The 16,191-nt window shown below is 69.7% G+C and carries 16 protein-coding genes and 1 riboswitch; of the genes, 13 read left to right on the top strand and 3 right to left on the bottom strand.

Features of this window, described 5'->3' with window-relative positions:
* The 3 genes from AB0958_RS03090 to AB0958_RS03080 form a co-directional block, all read left to right on the top strand.
* Window positions 1-732, top strand: a 732-nt coding sequence (locus tag AB0958_RS03090) for a cbb3-type cytochrome c oxidase subunit I (protein ID WP_366888540.1), incomplete at its 5' end; no start/stop codon positions are given.
* Window positions 729-1,127: a cytochrome c oxidase subunit 4 gene (locus AB0958_RS03085; RefSeq protein WP_046727399.1), complete on the top strand. Its 399-nt coding sequence runs from the start codon at window positions 729-731 to the stop codon at window positions 1,125-1,127. The genes AB0958_RS03090 and AB0958_RS03085, both read left to right, overlap by 4 nt.
* Window positions 1,128-1,278: 151 nt before the next feature.
* The gene (locus AB0958_RS03080; RefSeq protein WP_366888539.1) at window positions 1,279-2,538 is read left to right on the top strand and encodes an Ig-like domain-containing protein; all 1,260 of its coding nucleotides are present in this window, start codon (window positions 1,279-1,281) and stop codon (window positions 2,536-2,538) included.
* A 95-nt stretch (window positions 2,539-2,633) separates the two neighbouring features.
* Here the strand turns inward: AB0958_RS03080 and AB0958_RS03075 are convergent, their stop codons facing one another.
* Window positions 2,634-3,035, bottom strand: coding sequence for a hypothetical protein (locus AB0958_RS03075; RefSeq protein ID WP_366888538.1), 402 nt, complete (start codon window positions 3,033-3,035; stop codon window positions 2,634-2,636).
* A gap of 178 nt (window positions 3,036-3,213) precedes the next feature.
* Between AB0958_RS03075 and AB0958_RS03070 the strand changes: the two genes are divergently transcribed.
* From AB0958_RS03070 to AB0958_RS03045, 6 genes are all read left to right on the top strand, one after another.
* Window positions 3,214-3,834, top strand: coding sequence for a heme-copper oxidase subunit III (locus AB0958_RS03070; protein ID WP_358975917.1), 621 nt, complete (start codon window positions 3,214-3,216; stop codon window positions 3,832-3,834).
* Window positions 3,835-3,912: 78 nt separating this feature from the next.
* A complete protein-coding gene (locus AB0958_RS03065; RefSeq protein WP_358975914.1) occupies window positions 3,913-4,725 on the top strand; it encodes a cytochrome c in 813 nt (270 codons plus the stop codon).
* Window positions 4,722-5,780: a Rieske 2Fe-2S domain-containing protein gene (locus AB0958_RS03060; protein ID WP_366888537.1), complete on the top strand. Its 1,059-nt coding sequence runs from the start codon at window positions 4,722-4,724 to the stop codon at window positions 5,778-5,780. Before AB0958_RS03065 ends, AB0958_RS03060 begins: the two co-directional genes overlap by 4 nt.
* Window positions 5,777-7,414: a cytochrome bc complex cytochrome b subunit gene (locus tag AB0958_RS03055; protein ID WP_358975908.1), complete on the top strand. Its 1,638-nt coding sequence runs from the start codon at window positions 5,777-5,779 to the stop codon at window positions 7,412-7,414. Before AB0958_RS03060 ends, AB0958_RS03055 begins: the two co-directional genes overlap by 4 nt.
* A 134-nt stretch (window positions 7,415-7,548) precedes the next feature.
* A complete protein-coding gene (trpD, locus tag AB0958_RS03050) occupies window positions 7,549-8,613 on the top strand; it encodes an anthranilate phosphoribosyltransferase (protein WP_366888536.1) in 1,065 nt (354 codons plus the stop codon).
* A gap of 229 nt (window positions 8,614-8,842) precedes the next feature.
* Window positions 8,843-8,959, top strand: a riboswitch (SAM riboswitch).
* A 172-nt stretch (window positions 8,960-9,131) separates the two neighbouring features.
* Window positions 9,132-10,493, top strand: a complete 1,362-nt coding sequence (locus AB0958_RS03045) for an aminotransferase class V-fold PLP-dependent enzyme (RefSeq protein WP_366888534.1) — start codon at window positions 9,132-9,134, stop codon at window positions 10,491-10,493.
* Between the two features lie 181 nt (window positions 10,494-10,674).
* Here AB0958_RS03045 and AB0958_RS03040 read toward each other — a convergent pair whose 3' ends face one another.
* Together AB0958_RS03040 and AB0958_RS03035 are read right to left on the bottom strand one after the other, a co-directional pair.
* Entirely contained in the window at window positions 10,675-10,956 is a 282-nt protein-coding gene (locus AB0958_RS03040; protein ID WP_366888532.1) for an Lrp/AsnC ligand binding domain-containing protein, read from the bottom strand.
* Window positions 10,953-11,696, bottom strand: coding sequence for a rhomboid family intramembrane serine protease (locus AB0958_RS03035; protein ID WP_366888530.1), 744 nt, complete (start codon window positions 11,694-11,696; stop codon window positions 10,953-10,955). The genes AB0958_RS03040 and AB0958_RS03035 overlap by 4 nt, the downstream gene beginning before the upstream one ends.
* Before the next feature lie 152 nt (window positions 11,697-11,848).
* Here AB0958_RS03035 and AB0958_RS03030 point away from each other — a divergent pair, with 152 nt between their 5' ends.
* From AB0958_RS03030 to AB0958_RS03015, 4 genes are all read left to right on the top strand, one after another.
* Window positions 11,849-12,088: a hypothetical protein gene (locus AB0958_RS03030; protein WP_132886322.1), complete on the top strand. Its 240-nt coding sequence runs from the start codon at window positions 11,849-11,851 to the stop codon at window positions 12,086-12,088.
* A gap of 39 nt (window positions 12,089-12,127) precedes the next feature.
* Window positions 12,128-13,471: an NYN domain-containing protein gene (locus AB0958_RS03025; protein WP_366888529.1), complete on the top strand. Its 1,344-nt coding sequence runs from the start codon at window positions 12,128-12,130 to the stop codon at window positions 13,469-13,471.
* Between the two features lie 210 nt (window positions 13,472-13,681).
* Window positions 13,682-14,716: an NlpC/P60 family protein gene (locus tag AB0958_RS03020; RefSeq protein WP_366888528.1), complete on the top strand. Its 1,035-nt coding sequence runs from the start codon at window positions 13,682-13,684 to the stop codon at window positions 14,714-14,716.
* Between the two features lie 434 nt (window positions 14,717-15,150).
* A complete protein-coding gene (locus AB0958_RS03015) occupies window positions 15,151-16,167 on the top strand; it encodes an NlpC/P60 family protein (RefSeq protein ID WP_366888526.1) in 1,017 nt (338 codons plus the stop codon).
* Window positions 16,168-16,191 lie beyond the last annotated feature (24 nt).

Raw genomic sequence — 16,191 nt, 5'->3', positions numbered from 1 at the left:
TTCCTGATCGCGGTGCCGACCGGTGTGAAGTTCTTCAACTGGATCGGCACCATGTGGAAGGGGTCGCTGTCCTTCGAGACACCGATGCTCTGGGCCACCGGCTTCCTGATCACCTTCACCTTCGGTGGTCTGACCGGTGTCATCCTGGCGTCGCCCCCGATGGACTTCCACGTCTCGGACTCGTACTTCGTGGTGGCCCACTTCCACTACGTGGTGTTCGGTACGGTCGTCTTCGCGATGTTCTCCGGCTTCCACTTCTGGTGGCCGAAGATGACGGGCAAGATGCTCGACGAGCGGCTCGGCAAGATCACCTTCTGGACGCTGTTCATCGGCTTCCACGGCACCTTCCTGGTGCAGCACTGGCTGGGCGCCGAGGGCATGCCGCGCCGGTACGCCGACTACCTGGCGGCCGACGGCTTCACCACCCTGAACACCATCTCGTCGATCAGCTCCTTCCTGCTCGGCCTGTCGATCCTGCCGTTCCTCTACAACGTGTGGAAGACGGCCAAGTACGGCAAGAAGGTCGAGGTCGACGACCCGTGGGGTTACGGCCGTTCGCTGGAGTGGGCGACCTCCTGCCCGCCGCCGCGGCACAACTTCCTCACCCTGCCGCGGATCCGCAGCGAATCCCCGGCGTTCGACCTGCACCACCCTGAGATCGCCGCCCTGGAGCAGCTGGAGCACGGCCATGTCGCCGCTGCTGTCGCGGGCAGCAAGGAGGCCGGCAAGTGAAGATCCAGGGCCGCATGTTCGTGTGGCTGAGCGTCTTCGTCCTCGCCATGGCGATCGTCTATGGCGTGTGGTCGAAGGAGGCGGCCGGCACCACGGCACTCTTCATGGCCTTCGGCCTGTGCATCATGATCGGCTTCTACCTGGGCTTCACGGCCTCGCGGGTGGACGCCGGTGCCCAGGACAACAAGGAGGCCGACGTCGCGGACGAGGCCGGCGAGGTGGGCTTCTTCAGCCCGCACAGCTGGCAGCCCCTCGCCCTCGGTGTCGGTGGCGCGCTGGCCTTCCTCGGTGTCGCCGTCGGCTGGTGGCTGCTGTACTTCTCGGCGCCCATCATCATGATCGGCCTCTTCGGCTGGGTGTTCGAGTACTACCGCGGTGAGAACCGCACCCAGTAAGCACGCGCCGAGCGCACCGGGAGCCCGGACCCTCCGTCAGGAGGGTCCGGGCTCCCGCTCTTTCCGGCGGCTCCCGCCTTCGGCGCAGCGCCCGTCCCCCGTCCGGGTCAACCGCCGCGCCGAGCCGGAGAACATCTCATAGCGTGACAATATGAGTCTTTCTCCGTGCGCCCGTACCGTCGCCGGCTGCGCCCTGCTGGTGACCGCCCTCGGCGCGGGCGTCACCGCCTGCAGCTCGGACGGCAACCCGCTGTCGGCCAAGCCGTACGACGCAGCGGACCAGGTCTCCTTCAACACCCCCACCGAGAAGGGGAAGCAGGCCGACCCCGACAAGCCCCTCGAGGTGGTCGCCCGGAGCGACGACGACCGGATCACGGACGTCACCGCCCAGGACGCCACGGGTCGCCATGTGGCGGGCGAACTCGACGCCGACGGGCACCGCTGGCACAGCACCTCCCCGCTGGCCGCCAACGCCCACTACACGGTCCAGGTCAGCACCGAGGACGAGGACGGCGCGCCCGGCCGCGAGGTCCTCACCTTCGACACCAGCAAACCCACCACCCAGCAACGGCTGAAGGTCACCTTCGGCCCCAAGGACGGCGAGTACGGCGTGGGCCAGCCCGTCACCGCCCAACTCGACCACGCGGTGAGGGACAAGGCCCAGCGCGCCGTCGTCGAGCGCGCCCTGCGGGTCGACTCCGTGCCCGCCGTGCAGGGCTCCTGGTACTGGGTGAGCGACAAGGAGCTCCACTACCGGCCCAAGGACTACTGGCCCGCCCACGCCACCATCCAGGTGCACAGCAACCTGGACGGCGTCCGGATCAGCGACCGCCTCTGGGGCGCCGCGGCCGAGCCCCTGAAGCTCACCACCGGCGACAAGATCCTCGCCCTCACGGACGCCTCCGCCCACCAGATGACGGTGTACCGGAACGACAAGGAGATCGACCAGATCCCCGTCACCACCGGCAAACCGGGCTACGAGACCCGCAACGGCGTCAAGGTCGTCCTGGAGAAGCAGTACTTCGTACGCATGCGCGGCACCACGGTCGGCATCGCCGAGGGCACCTCGGACTCGTACGACCTCCCGGTCTACTACGCCACCCGGGTCACCTGGTCGGGGGAGTACGTGCACGCCGCGCCCTGGTCGGTGGGGTCCCAGGGGTACGCGAACGTCAGCCACGGCTGCACCGGCATGAGCACCTCGAACGCCGAGTGGTTCTTCGACAACGTCCGCCCGGGAGACCTGGTGAAGGTCGTCAACTCCAACGGCGAGGAGATGGAGCACTTCGGCAACGGCTTCGGCGACTGGAACATCACCTGGAAGGACTGGACCAAGGGCAGCGCCCTCACCAACACCACCCCGACCACCCCACCGGCGGACGCGGCGAGGGTCCAGCCGGCAGCCCTGTGAAACGCCCTCCAGGGCAGCCAGCCAAGGGGCGCGGGGAACTGCGCGAACGGCCCCCACCGGCCCACACTCGCGCTCACACCGCGCCCCACCCCCTCCTAGGCGCTCAGCAGCCTCTTCTTCCGCAACAAGGACGCCAGCGCCCCCGCGAACTCCACCGGCTCCACCGGCAGCGTCACAGCGGCGTCCGCCCGGCTCCACGTGGCCAGCCACGCATCCTGCGGCCGCCCGATCAGCAACAGCACCGGCGGGCACTCGAAGACCTCGTCCTTGATCTGACGGCACACCCCCATGCCCCCCATGGGCACGGCCTCGCCGTCCAGGACGCACACGTCGATCCCGCCCCTGTCCAGCTCGGCGACGACCGCCTGGGGCGTCGCGCACTCCAGGAACTCGACGAACGGCACATCGGGGGCAGGACGCCGGCCGGCGGCCAGCCGCACCTGCTCGCGGGTGTTGGAATCGTCGCTGTAGACCAGCACCGTGGCGGTCGGCTGCATTGTTCCTCCGAGACGTCAGCGTCGTACGGACAGGACCGATGCGCCGGATGCTACCCCCAGGAACTCCCCGCCAACACCTGTGGGAACACCGCTTCGATGGGCCATCCGGGCAGTACACACGGGGCGGACACTCCGAACGGCACCCCCCGGAGTGAGCGCGAGATAAGCGACCGACATAATGTCGGTCGTGGCGACAGCAACGACAGTAGATACCGGGCACGCGCACCCGTCGGTCAACCGGCCGAACCTCACCAGCGTCGGAACCATCATCTGGCTGAGTTCCGAGCTGATGTTCTTCGCGGCCCTCTTCGCGATGTACTTCACCCTGCGATCGGTGACCGGTCCGGCGCACTGGAAGGAGATGGCGAGCCATCTCAACATTCCGTTCTCCGCGACCAACACCACGATCCTGGTGCTCTCCTCCCTCACCTGCCAGCTCGGCGTGTTCGCCGCCGAGCGCGGGGACGTGAAGAAGCTCCGGGGCTGGTTCATCCTCACCTTCATCATGGGCGCGATCTTCATCGGCGGTCAGATCTACGAGTACACCGAGCTGGTCAAGAAGGACGGGATCTCGCTCTCGTCCGACCCGTACGGCTCGGTCTTCTACCTGACCACCGGCTTCCACGGCATGCACGTGACGGGCGGCCTCATCGCCTTCCTGTTCGTCCTGGGGCGCACCTACGCGGCGAAGAGGTTCACGCACGAGCAGGCGACCGCGGCCATCGTCGTGTCCTACTACTGGCACTTCGTCGATGTCGTCTGGATCGGCCTCTTCGCCACGATCTACCTGATCAAGTAGCCGGGGCCGGCTCCACGCGCCGTAGAAGCGCACTTTCCAGAAGCATCGACGCAGAAGATCCTGACACCGGGGTAATCCGTGAAAAAGCTCTCCGCACGACGACGCCATCCGCTGGCGGCGGTCGTCGTCCTACTCCTCGCGCTGGTGGGCACTGGGGGGGCCTACGCCTTTCTCGCGCCCGCGGGCAAGGCTCAGGCCGACGAGACCTCCCAGTCCCTGACGATCGAGGAGGGCCAGAAGCTCTACTCGGTCGGCTGTGCCAGCTGCCACGGCACCAAGGGTCAGGGTTCGTCCGACGGCCCCAGCCTGGTGGGCGTGGGCGCCGCGGCCGTCGACTTCCAGGTCGCAACCGGCCGCATGCCGGCCGCCACCTCGCAGGGCCCGCAGGTCGTCAAGAAGAAGAACATCTACACCCAGGCGCAGATCGACCAGCTCGCGGCGTACGTCGCCTCGCTGGGTGCCGGCCCCGAGGTCCCCACCTCGGAGCAGTACGGCTCGGACGGTGCCGACATCGCCAAGGGTGGTGAGCTCTTCCGCACCAACTGCGCGCAGTGCCACAACTTCGTGGGCGCGGGTGGCGCGCTGACGAAGGGCAAGTTCGCCCCGAACCTCGAGGGCGTAGCCCCGAAGCACATCTACGAGGCCATGCAGACGGGCCCGCAGAACATGCCGTCCTTCCCCGACACCACGCTGACGGAGAAGAACAAGAAGGACATCATCGCGTACATCGACGCGGTCAACAGCCCCGACACGGAGAACCCCGGCGGTCTCAACCTGGGCGGCCTCGGGCCGGTCAGCGAGGGTCTGTTCGCGTGGATCTTCGGTCTCGGTGCCCTGATCGCGGTCGCCGTCTGGGTCGCCGCTCGGACCGCAAAGGCCAAGAAGTCATGAGTAGCCAAGACATTCCAGAAGAGAACCTGCCCGCTGAGCAGGACCACGCGCACGGCGCCGTGAGCGTGGCGGACGAGAAGGATCCGTTCGCGGACCCGGGTCTGCCGCCCCACGAGCACCGGATCCAGGACATCGACGAGCGGGCCGCCAAGCGGTCCGAGCGCGTCGTGGCCCTGCTGTTCACGATCTCGATGCTGGCCACCGTCGGCTTCATCGCCTCGTACGTGACGATCCCGCACGACAAGTCGATCTTCGTCTTCCCGCTCGGTCACATCAGCGCGCTGAACTTCGCGCTGGGCATGACCCTCGGTACGGCGCTGTTCTGCATCGGCGCGGGCGCGGTCCACTGGGCCCGCACCCTGATGTCCGACGTGGAGGTCGCCGACGAGCGCCACGCGATCGAGGCCTCCCCCGAGGTCCGTGCCAAGGTCCACGAGGACTTCCGGCAGGGCGCCAAGGAGTCGGCGCTCGGCCGGCGCAAGCTGATCCGCAACACGATGTTCGGCGCGCTGACCCTGGTCCCGCTCTCCGGTGTCGTGCTGCTGCGCGACCTCGGCCCGCTGCCCGGCACCTCGCTGCGGCACACGGCGTGGTCGAAGGGCAAGCTGCTCGTCAACATGAACACCAACGAGCCGCTGCGTCCCTCCGACGTCGCCGTCGGCTCGCTGACCTTCGCCAAGCCCGAGGGCGTCGAGGAGGACCAGGAGGACTTCCAGAACGTCATGGCGAAGGCGGCCCTGATGATCATCCGGCTGCAGCCGGACAACATCAAGGACAAGCGCGAGCTCGAGTGGTCGCACGAGGGAATCGTCGCCTACTCGAAGATCTGCACCCACGTCGGTTGCCCGATCTCGCTGTACGAGCAGCAGACCCACCACGTGCTCTGCCCGTGCCACCAGTCCACCTTCGACCTCTCCGACGGTGCCCGAGTGATCTTCGGCCCGGCCGGTCACGCCCTGCCGCAGCTGCGCATCGGTGTGAGCGAGGAGGGCTACCTCCAGGCGCTCGGCGACTTCGAGGAGCCCGTCGGTCCTGCATTCTGGGAGCGCGGATGAGCACTTCAGAAAACTCAGAGTCCCGCGCCCGCGGGAAGGCACCGGCCGGCGAGCGCGTCGCCGACTGGGCCGACGGACGGCTCGGGATCTACTCCCTCGCCAAGTCCAACATGCGCAAGATCTTCCCCGACCACTGGTCGTTCATGTTGGGCGAAGTGTGCATGTACAGCTTCATCATCATCATCCTGACGGGTGTGTACCTGACGCTGTTCTTCCACCCGTCGATGAACGAGGTGGAGTACCACGGCAGCTACGTCCCGCTCCAGGGCCAGCTGATGTCCGAGGCGTTCAACTCGACCCTGCACATCTCCTTCGACGTGCGCGGTGGTCTGCTCATCCGGCAGATCCACCACTGGGCCGCGCTGATCTTCCTCGCCGGCATGTTCGTGCACATGATGCGCGTGTTCTTCACCGGCGCGTTCCGCAAGCCGCGTGAGATCAACTGGCTGTTCGGCTTCCTGCTGTTCGTCCTCGGCATGTTCACCGGCTTCACCGGTTACTCGCTCCCGGACGACCTGCTCTCCGGCACCGGTGTCCGCTTCACCGAGGGCGCGATCCTGTCGATGCCGATCGTCGGCTCGTACATCTCGTTCTTCCTCTTCGGCGGCGAGTTCCCCGGCCACGACTTCGTCGCCCGGTTCTACTCGATCCACATCCTGCTGCTGCCGGGCATCATGCTCGGCCTGATGGTGGGCCACCTGATCCTGGTCTTCTACCACAAGCACACGCAGTTCGCGGGTCCCGGAAAGAGCGAGAAGAACGTCGTCGGCATGCCGCTGCTGCCGGTCTACATGGCCAAGGCCGGAGGCTTCTTCTTCCTGGTCTTCGGTGTCATCGCGGTCATCGCGGCGACCACCCAGATCAACCCGATCTGGGCCATGGGCCCCTACCGCCCGGACCAGGTGTCCACCGGCGCCCAGCCCGACTGGTACATGGGCTTCGCCGAGGGTCTGATCCGCTACATGCCCGGCTGGGAGATCAACCTCTGGGGCCACACCCTGGTCCTGGGCGTCTTCATCCCGCTGGTCCTGTTCGGTCTGGTCCTCGCGGCGATCGCGGTCTACCCGTTCCTGGAGTCCTGGATCACCGGCGACAAGAGCGAGCACCACATCCTGGACCGCCCGCGCAACGCCCCGACCCGCACCGGTTTCGGTGTCGCCTGGGTCACGGTCTACATGGTCGGTCTGATCGGTGGTGGCAACGACCTGATCGCCACCCACTTCCACCTGTCGATCAACGACGTCACCTGGTTCGTCCGGATCTTCTTCTTCGCCGGACCGGTGATCGCGTTCATCGTCACCAAGCGGATCTGCCTCGGCCTCCAGCGCCGGGACCGCGACAAGGTGCTGCACGGTCGCGAGACCGGCATCATCAAGCGGCTCCCGCACGGTGAGTTCATCGAGGTCCACGAGCCGCTCTCGCAGGAGCAGCTGCACACCCTCACCGCCCACCACCAGTACGAGCCGGCCCAGGTCGGCCCGGCGGTGGACGAGAACGGTGTCGAGCGCAAGATCAAGGGGTCCGAGAAGCTCCGCGCCAAGCTGAGCAACGCCTACTACGGCGAGGACAACCAGATCCCGAAGCCGAGCGTCGAGGAGTACAAGGAGATCACGAGCGGCCACGGCCACCACTGATCGACGGCGTCGCCACGCCACGGTCGAAGGGCCCCCGTCCGTACACCGGACGGGGGCCCTTCGCGGTGCCCGCGGCTGGATAGGGTGAGTCCAGAAACCGTCTTTCCGCCGGTACGACACTCAGGAGCGGCCTTATGAGCGCTGTGACCCCCGCTGGAGGCGACACCGCGGCGGGCCGTTCCTGGCCCGGGGTGCTGAACGCACTGCTGTACGGCCAGGACCAGAGCGCCGACGCGACGGCCTGGGCGATGGACCAGATCATGCGCGGCCAGGCCACCGACGCCCAGATCGCGGGCTTCGTGGTCGCCCTGCGGGCCAAGGGCGAGACGGTCGACGAGATCAACGGGCTCGTCCGCACGATGTACGAGCACGCCAACGTCATCGAGGTGCCGGGCCGCACCGTCGACATCGTCGGGACCGGCGGCGACGGCGCCAAGACGGTGAACATCTCCACGATGTCCGCGCTGGTGGTGGCCGGCACCGGCGCGAAGGTCGTCAAGCACGGCAACCGGGCGGCCTCGTCCGCCTCCGGTGCCTCGGACGTCCTGGAGAAGCTGGGCGTCAACCTCGACCTGACCCCGCAGCGGGTCGCCGAGGTGGCCGAGGAGGCCGGCATCACCTTCTGCTTCGCCGTCAGGTTCCACCCGGCGCTGCGGTACGCGGGCGCCGCCCGCGGCCAGCTGGGCATCCGCACGGTCTTCAACATCCTCGGCCCGCTGACCAACCCGGCGCGGGTCCGGGCCCAGGCGGTCGGCGTCGCGGACCCCCGCATGGCCCCCGTGGTCGCGGGCGTCTTCGCGGAGCGCGGCAACTCCTCCCTGGTGTTCCGCGGCGACGACGGCCTCGACGAGCTGACGACGACCGCCACGTCCCGGGTCTGGACCGTCCGCGACGGCAAGGTCACGGAGGAGACGTTCGACCCCCGTGACGTCGGCATCGACCTGGTCCCCGTGGAGGCGCTGCGGGGCGGCGACTCCTCGTACAACGCGGCGGTCGCCCGCAGGCTCCTGGACGGGGAGACGGGCCCGGTGCGGGACGCGGTGCTGCTCAACTCGGCGGCGGCGCTGGTGGCCCTGGACCCGGGCCCCGGCACACTGGCCGAGCAACTGCGGGCCGGCATGACCAGGGCGGCCGAGTCCATCGACTCGGGCGCAGCCAAGCGAGCACTGGAGCGCTGGGCGGCGGCGACGCACAAGTAGGGGCACGGCTCCGGGGCTGGGGCACGGTACGGCACCGCCGGACCGCGCCGGCCGCCGCTGATCGCCGTTGCGGCGGAAAGAATCCCGAGCGTCAGCGCTCTTTGCTTCCCGCCGCAACGGCGTGCAACCAGGCACTGCCTTGTCGGCGGTGCCGAACCGGCCTCGTGCCCGTCCCGTCATCCGGACAGGAGTTGCGCGTCCGCGATCAGTTCACCTAGGTTTCTTCCCAGGTCATGAGTGACAGTCATGAGGCCCCGGCCGACTGTCCGGCAACCCTCCGTCCGTGGCGGGGTGCCCCGGGTGAAGACCAGGCCGTAGGCAGCGAGGTCTACGGCAAGCGCGGACCCCTCGTACACCAGGGGTCCTGGTCGTCGAGGAGTCTTCCGTGAGCAAGCGAATGCGATAGGGCCGCAGAGCCCCGCCTCCGCATCCCCCGCAACCCTCCTTTTCCTTTCCCGCCGTTGCTCGAGCGCGTCCGCTCGCACGGTGGATTCCAGCTGCGCTCACGGGAGTTCGCCATGTCTGTCTCCACCGCCGCCTCCACCCGTACCGTTTGTGCCCCGCTGCCCGTTCTGGGCCGGGACGTCACCGTCCCGCTCGTCACCGGCGGCGAGGTCGGCTACGCCGCTCTCGACTACGCGGCCAGCGCCCCCGCCCTCCAGCGGGTCTGGGACGACGTGGCGGCGTACGCGCCGTACTACGGCAGCGTCCACCGCGGCGCCGGATACCTCTCCCAGCTGTCCACGGACCTCTTCGAGAACGCCCGGAAGACCGTCGCCGAGTTCCTCGACTGCCGCCCCGACGACCAGCTGGTCTTCACCCGCTCGACCACGGACTCCCTGAACCTCCTGGCCCGCGCCCTCCCCGCCGACTGCCAGGTCTTCGTCTTCGAGACCGAGCACCACGCCTCGCTGCTGCCCTGGCAGGACGCCCGGGTCAGCTACCTCGACGCCCCCCGCACCCCGCGGCAGGCCGTGGCCACCCTGGAGCGGGCCCTCGCCGACCGCGACCCGCACGGTCCGGCCCTGGTCTGCGTCACCGGCGCCTCCAACGTCACCGGCGAACTGTGGCCGGTGCGCGAGCTGGCCGCCGCCGCCCACGCGCACGGCGCCCGGATCGTCCTGGACGCCGCCCAGCTCGTCCCGCACCACCGGGTCTCCGTCCGCGACCTCGACGTCGACTGGGTCGCCTTCTCCGGCCACAAGCTGTACGCCCCCTTCGGCTCCGGTGTCCTGGCCGGCCGCGCCGACTGGCTGCGGGCCGCCGAGCCGTACCTCGCGGGCGGCGGCGCCAGCCGCAAGGTCACCCGGCGCGAGGACGGGGGAGTGGCCGTGGAGTGGCACGAGAGCGCCGCGCGGCACGAGGCCGGGTCGCCCAACGTGATCGGCGCCTACTCCATCGCCTCCGCCTGCAAGGCGCTGACCGAGGCGGGCTGGGACACCCTGGTCGCCCGCGAACAGCAGCTGATCGCCGGGGTCCGCGCGGGCCTCGCCGAGATCCCCGAGGTCAAGGTGCTCTCCCTGTTCGGCGACGACGCCCCGCGCGTCGGTGTGATCAGCTTCGTGGTGGAGGGCTGGAACAGCTCCCACTTCGCCGCCGCCCTCTCCGCCGAGTACGGCATCGGCGTCCGCGACGGCCTCTTCTGCGCCCACCCCCTGGTCAGGACCCTGCTGGGGTCCGACCCGCAGACCCAGGGCGAGTGCGGGGCACCGGAGGCGGCACCGGGCGAGAAGTCGCTGAACGCGATCCGGGTGAGCTTCGGCGCGGGCACCCCGGACGAGCACGTGGAGCGGTTCGTGAACGCGGTGCGGGAACTGGTGGCCGACGGCGCCAGGTGGACGTACCGCACGGAGAACGGCCGCTGCGTCCCGGCGGTGTGATCAGCGCCCCGTAAGGGGCGCGGGGAACTGCGCGCTCAGCCATGGCGGACCCGCAGGGGACCACGATGCTTCGTGCCCGGCTACCGGCCGGTGGGGGCTTGTCGCGCAGTTCCTCCCCCAGCCTTCGGCCGGGGGCACCCCCAGCGCCCCTTGCGGGGCGCGTTGCGGCCGACGGCGCCTGTTAGCTGTCCAGGCCGATCGCGAACGCCGCCTCCAGGTCGTGCTGGGAGTACGTGCGGAACGCGACGTGCGTGTCCGTGGCCTCCACGCCCTGGATCCTGCTGATCCGGCCCGGGATGACCTCGGCCAGGTCCTCGTGCTGGTGCACCCGGACCATGGCGATCAGGTCGTACGTACCGGTGACGGAGAAGACCTCGCTGACGCTCTCCAGCGCGGCGATCTGTTCCGCGATCTCGGGGATCCGGTCCACGCTGGTCTTGATGAGGACGATCGCGGTGATCACGGCTGGTTCTCTCCCTCGGGAGCCGGAGCTGGGGCTGATCTCACTCTAGTCGTACGGCCATACCTCACCCAGGCGTAGCCGAAGCCGAGGCCGAAGCCGACCAGGTGGGCGAGGTAGGCCACGCCGGGACCGGAGGGGGCCCGGTCCAGGGCCAGCCACTGCAGGGCCGCCCAGAACGGCAGCACCACCCAGGCCGGGAACCGCAGCGGCAGGAAGAAGAGGAACGGCAGGAGACTGGTCACGCGGGCGCTGGGGAACAGGTAGAGGAATGCCCCGAGGACCGCCGAGATCGCCCCGGACGCCCCCACCAGGGACTGCTGGGACGTGGCGTTGGCCACCGCGTAGCCGAGCAGCGCGAGGTAGCCGCAGCCGAGGTAGAAGAGGGTGAACTCCACCCGGCCCATCCGTTCCTCGGTCATCGCCCCGAAGACGAAGAGGAAGAGCATGTTGCCGAGCAGGTGCACCCAGCTGCCGTGGATGAACAGCGCCGTGGCCGGGGTGAGCAGCTCGCCGGCCGGACCGTCGAACAGATCGGCCGGAACCACCCCCCAGCCCCGGAAATACGCCCGCTGCGCCGTCGCCAGGGCCGCCCCGGTGCCGTAGGAGGTGGTGAGGCCGGAGGCGGGCCCGAGGACGAAGACCAGGCAGCACACGGCGATCAGGGCGTACGTCATGGGTGCGGACGTCCCCCGCAGGCCCCGCAGGGTCCGGGCGGCCGTCGTGTTCCAGTTGCCGATCATGGACATAGAGCATGGCGTAACGGGACGCAACCACGCAGATCGCCTCGCCGCCGTGGACAGGGCGGCGTCGGGCAGCCACCAGGCCGTAGGGTACGAGCCACACGCGTCGGGACGGCGCGTCACGGACACTAGAAGGAAGCGAACAAGCCACGATGACGGTTCCCCTGCCGACCGCCTCCACGCGGTGGCGCTGCACCCTCTGCGGCAACCTCACGCGCTTCGACGTGACCCGCTCGTCGAAGGTCGTCGAGTACGTGCACCTGGACCTGGCCGGTGAGCCCAGCGTCGAGGAGCGCGAGGTGGTCAGTGAGACCATCGAGTCGGTGCGCTGCCGCTGGTGCAACGCGGTGGACCAGGTGGAACTCGTGGACAGGCCGGGCGCCGGCTCCTGAGACCGGGAGCGGCACCGCACAGGTGATGGGGTGTGACGGATGGTGGAGACCACGGGCGGGGGGCCGGGCGACGGCACCGCCGAGGTGCTTGACCGTCCGTTGCCCGACGGCGTGCGACGGCGGGTCGTGCAGATCGTCTCGGACGGGTTCGGCGGGCTGACCGTCGGCGAACTGCCCGCGCAGCTGCGGCAGTACGCCCGGTTCGCTCCCAACCGCCGGGCCAAGTTCGCCGGCAACGCCATGGCGGCCGCGCTGGAGACGGACCCCCTCTTCCGGCAGCGGATCGGGGAGAAGCTGAGAGAGGCCCAGCCGGAACTGACCGGCGCCCTGGACTCCGGCTCCCCGCCCCCGGCCGCGGACCCGCTCGACGTGGCGGCCGCGGCCTACGTACTGCGCCCCACCGACTGGGTGAAGCTGGTGACGGCGGCCGGCGAGGAGGCCCAGCGGGCGGACGCCGAGCGGGCCGGCGAGGAGAGCCGGGCCGAGCTGGAGCGGCTGCGCGAGGACCTGGACCGGGCCCGGGAGCTGACGCGGACCGAGACGGAGCGGCTGCGCGCCGAACTGGACGCGGCCAAGAAGGAAGCCGAATCGCTTCACCGCAAGCTGCGCGCGGCCGTCAGCGACGTCAGGCGCGGTGAGGCCGCGCTGCGCAAGATGCAGGGCGAACTGGAGACGGTGCGGGCCGAGGGGCAGAGCCAGGTGTCCGCCGCCGAGAGCGAGAGCCGGCGGCTCAAGGCGAGGCTCGGCGAGGTCGAGGCCGCCCTGGAGGCGAGCCGCCGGGCCGCCCGCGAGGGGCGCAGCGTCGAGGACATGAGGGTGCGGCTGCTGCTCGACACCGTGCTCGACGCGGCCCAGGGCCTGCGCCGCGAACTGGCGCTGCCACCGGTGTCGGTGCGCCCCGCCGAGACGGTGGACGCGGTCGAACCGGGCCGGATGACCCCGAAGGACATCGCGGCGCGCGCCCTGTCCGAGCACGACCCGGCCATTCTCGACCAGCTCCTCGCCCTGCCGCAGGCGCACCTGGTCGTCGACGGCTACAACGTCACCAAGACCGGTTATCCGCAGATGCCGCTCGAGAAGCAGCGGTTGCGGCTGCTCGGCCAGCTCTCCCAGCTCGCCGCGCAGACCGGTGCCGAGGTCACCTGTGTCTTCGACGGCGCGGAACTGGCCGCGCCGGTGCTGCTCGCCCCGCCGCGCGGGGTCCGGGTGCTCTTCTCGAAGCCCGGTGTCACCGCCGACGAGCTGATCCGCCAGCTGGTGCGCGCCGAGCCGCCGGGCCGTCCGGTGATCGTCGCCTCGACCGACCGCGAGGTCGCCGACGGGGTCGCGAAGGCGGGTGCGCGGCCGGTGGCTTCTGCGATGCTTCTGAAGCGACTGTCCTGAAAGGGCAACGTGCATATGCAATGCCCGAATTGACCGAACAGTCACGCAACGTAGCGTCAATCCGGCATCACGGCAGGTTAGTTATGTGCAAAGAGTGCGTTGCGTGACCAGATTTTTGGCTCCTGGGTTTGAACTGATCACAGGAGGGTCACTAGGGTCTGGGCTCGAACCTCCACACGGGTGATCACTCAAACGAAGGAGCCCGTCTCCGTGGCGTCCCATCGTCGACCCAAGCAGCCGAGCCGTGCACGCGTGACCGTGCTCACCACCGCAGCCGCGGCGGCCGTAGTCCTCAGTGCCAACGCCGCCAACGCGGCGCCCGGCGAGAAGCCGAGCAAGGACGAGGTCAAGGCGAAGGTCGACAAGCTCTACGAGGAGGCCGAGCAGGCCACCGAGAAGCTGGACGGCGCCAAGGACAAGCAGCAGAAGCTGCAGAAGGAGATCTCCACGATCCAGGACAACGTGGCTCGTGGCCAGGAGGATCTCAACAAGCTGCGGGACAGCCTCGGTTCGCTGGCCACCGCGCAGTACCGCTCCGGCGGCATAGACCCCTCCGTCCAGCTCTTCCTCTCGTCGAACCCCGACGACTACCTCGACAAGGCCTCCACGCTCGACCAGTTGAGCAGCCAGCAGGTCGAGGCCCTGAAGAAGATCCAGGACAAACAGCGCGAACTCGCCCAGGAGCGGGCAGAGGCCTCGGACAAGCTCAAGGACCTCTCCGCCACCCGTGCCGAGCTGGCCAGGCAGAAGACCGCCGTCCAGGGCAAGCTCGCCGACGCGCAGAAGCTGCTCAACACCCTGACGGCCAAGGAGAAGGCCGCGCTCGACAGGGAGCAGGCCCAGGCCGCCAGCCGCGCCACCGCCCGGGTGGACCTCGGTAACACCGGCTCCGCCTCCGGCCGGGCCGCCGCCGCCTTCGCCGCCGCCCAGTCCGTGATCGGCTCGCCGTACGTCTACGGCGCCTCCGGCCCGTCCTCCTTCGACTGCTCGGGTCTGACCTCCTGGGCCTACGCCCAGGCCGGCGTCACCATCCCGCGCACCTCCGAGGCGCAGGCCAACGCCGGTACCCGCATCTACAGCGAGAGCGACCTCAAGGTCGGCGACCTGGTCATCTTCTTCGGCGACTACCACCACGTCGGCCTGTACGCGGGCAACGGCCAGGTGCTGCACGCCCCGCACACGGGTGCCGTCGTCCGCTACGAGGCGATGAGCGACATGACCTTCGAGTTCGGCGTCCGGATCTGACCACCCCATCCGGTCACCGCGACACCCGTACGGCCGAAGATCAACTCGCTGTGGCGCCCGAACGGGGGAATCCTGTCAGCGTGATCTGACCTCCGCCCCGCCCTGACCTGCGTCAGAGGCGGGGCTCCTCGTTGTGCCCCCGTGGCGGGTCTTTGGCCGTGGTGTCCCGGCGCGGCTAGCATCGCCGCGTCCGAAGACGGAAATCGTCGGACCTACCGCCGGACGGGCGGAATGTCAGGCCTGTGGAGGCTGCGCGAGACCGACCCGCAAGGGTGGGCCGCGGCCCGTGAAGCAGGAACCCGCGGTGGTGCCGCCGAGCGGCGCGGACCGGAATTCCCCGCCCGCCGGGCGGGGGAGGGCGTCAGTGCCGGCGCGTTCCCCCGGAACCGGGGAGGACCGCCGGCCTCCGACGATCGGAAGGAGTGCGGGCTCCCTTGGGGTCTCATCGCCGTCTCGCACCGTCCGGGTTCAACCGGGGCGCCGGTGCCGCCCTCTGTGCGCTGTCGGCCGCGGCCGCCGCCCTCGGCGCGGTACCCGCGAGCGCCGCCCCGCGGACCGACACCCGGGCCGAGGTGGACCGGTTGTACCAGCAGGCCGAGGAGGCGACCCAGGCCTACGACAAGGCCGACGAACAGGCCGGCAGGCTGCGCCGGGAGGTGAACGACTCCCAGGACCGGATCGCCCGCCAGCAGCAGCGCATCAACACCATGCGGGAGGCGCTCGGTTCGCTGGCCGGCGCCCAGTACCGCGCCGGGGGCCTCGACCCCACCGTGGCCCTGCTGTTCTCCGACGACCCCGAGGAGTACCTCGACCGGGCGTCCCTCCTCGACCGCATCGACGTCCGCCGGGCCGGGCAGCTCGGCGCACTCCGGTCGGCGATGCGCGAACTCGCCCAGGAGCGCGCCGAGGCGGCCGGGAAACTCGCCGAACTGGAGCACAGCCGCCGCGCGGTCGCCTCCCACAAGGCCGTCGTGGAACGCAAGCTCGCCCAGGCCCGGACCCTGCTCAACGCGCTGCCCACCGAGGACCGCGCCGCCTTCGAGCACGCCTCCCGCGGTGACGGCCGCGCCGACCTGGCCGACCTGACCGGCGTGCTCCCCCCGGACGCCCGCGCGGCCGCCGCGATCGCCGCCGCCCGCTCCGCCCTGGGCAAGCCCTACGTCTGGGGCGCCAGCGGCCCCTCCGGCTTCGACTGCTCGGGCCTGATGCAGTGGTCGTACGCGCACGCCGGGATCCACCTGCCGCGCACCTCGCAGGAGCAGCGCTACGCCGGCCACCAGGTCCCGCTCTCCCAGGCGCAACCCGGTGACCTGGTCGTCTACCGGTCCGACGCCAGCCATGTGGCGATGTACGTCGGCAACGGCCAGGTCATCCACGCCCCCTACCCGGGCGCCCCGGTCCGCTACGACCCGGTCGGGATGATGCCGGTCTCCTCCGTCACCCGGCCCTGAATTCCGCGCCCCGCCCCGTACGAT

The organism is Streptomyces sp. NPDC006655, from assembly GCF_040703965.1.
Classification (GTDB): Bacteria; Actinomycetota; Actinomycetes; order Streptomycetales; family Streptomycetaceae; genus Streptomyces.
Note: the sequence above shows the minus strand (reverse complement) of the source record. Positions and strands in the feature narration are given on the sequence as shown.

What these genes read in the sequence shown, in the direction of transcription:
- AB0958_RS03030 (WP_132886322.1), top strand. Translation starts at nt 11,849, where the DNA reads ATGACGGTTCCCCTGCCGACCGCCTCCACGCGGTGGCGCTGCACCCTC.
- AB0958_RS03035 (WP_366888530.1), bottom strand. Translation starts at nt 11,696, where the DNA reads ATGATCGGCAACTGGAACACGACGGCCGCCCGGACCCTGCGGGGCCTG.
- AB0958_RS03075 (WP_366888538.1), bottom strand. Translation starts at nt 3,035, where the DNA reads ATGCAGCCGACCGCCACGGTGCTGGTCTACAGCGACGATTCCAACACC.
- AB0958_RS03045 (WP_366888534.1), top strand. Translation starts at nt 9,132, where the DNA reads ATGTCTGTCTCCACCGCCGCCTCCACCCGTACCGTTTGTGCCCCGCTG.
- AB0958_RS03055 (WP_358975908.1), top strand. Translation starts at nt 5,777, where the DNA reads ATGAGCACTTCAGAAAACTCAGAGTCCCGCGCCCGCGGGAAGGCACCG.
- AB0958_RS03080 (WP_366888539.1), top strand. Translation starts at nt 1,279, where the DNA reads ATGAGTCTTTCTCCGTGCGCCCGTACCGTCGCCGGCTGCGCCCTGCTG.
- AB0958_RS03060 (WP_366888537.1), top strand. Translation starts at nt 4,722, where the DNA reads ATGAGTAGCCAAGACATTCCAGAAGAGAACCTGCCCGCTGAGCAGGAC.
- AB0958_RS03070 (WP_358975917.1), top strand. Translation starts at nt 3,214, where the DNA reads ATGTCGGTCGTGGCGACAGCAACGACAGTAGATACCGGGCACGCGCAC.
- trpD (WP_366888536.1), top strand. Translation starts at nt 7,549, where the DNA reads ATGAGCGCTGTGACCCCCGCTGGAGGCGACACCGCGGCGGGCCGTTCC.
- AB0958_RS03025 (WP_366888529.1), top strand. Translation starts at nt 12,128, where the DNA reads ATGGTGGAGACCACGGGCGGGGGGCCGGGCGACGGCACCGCCGAGGTG.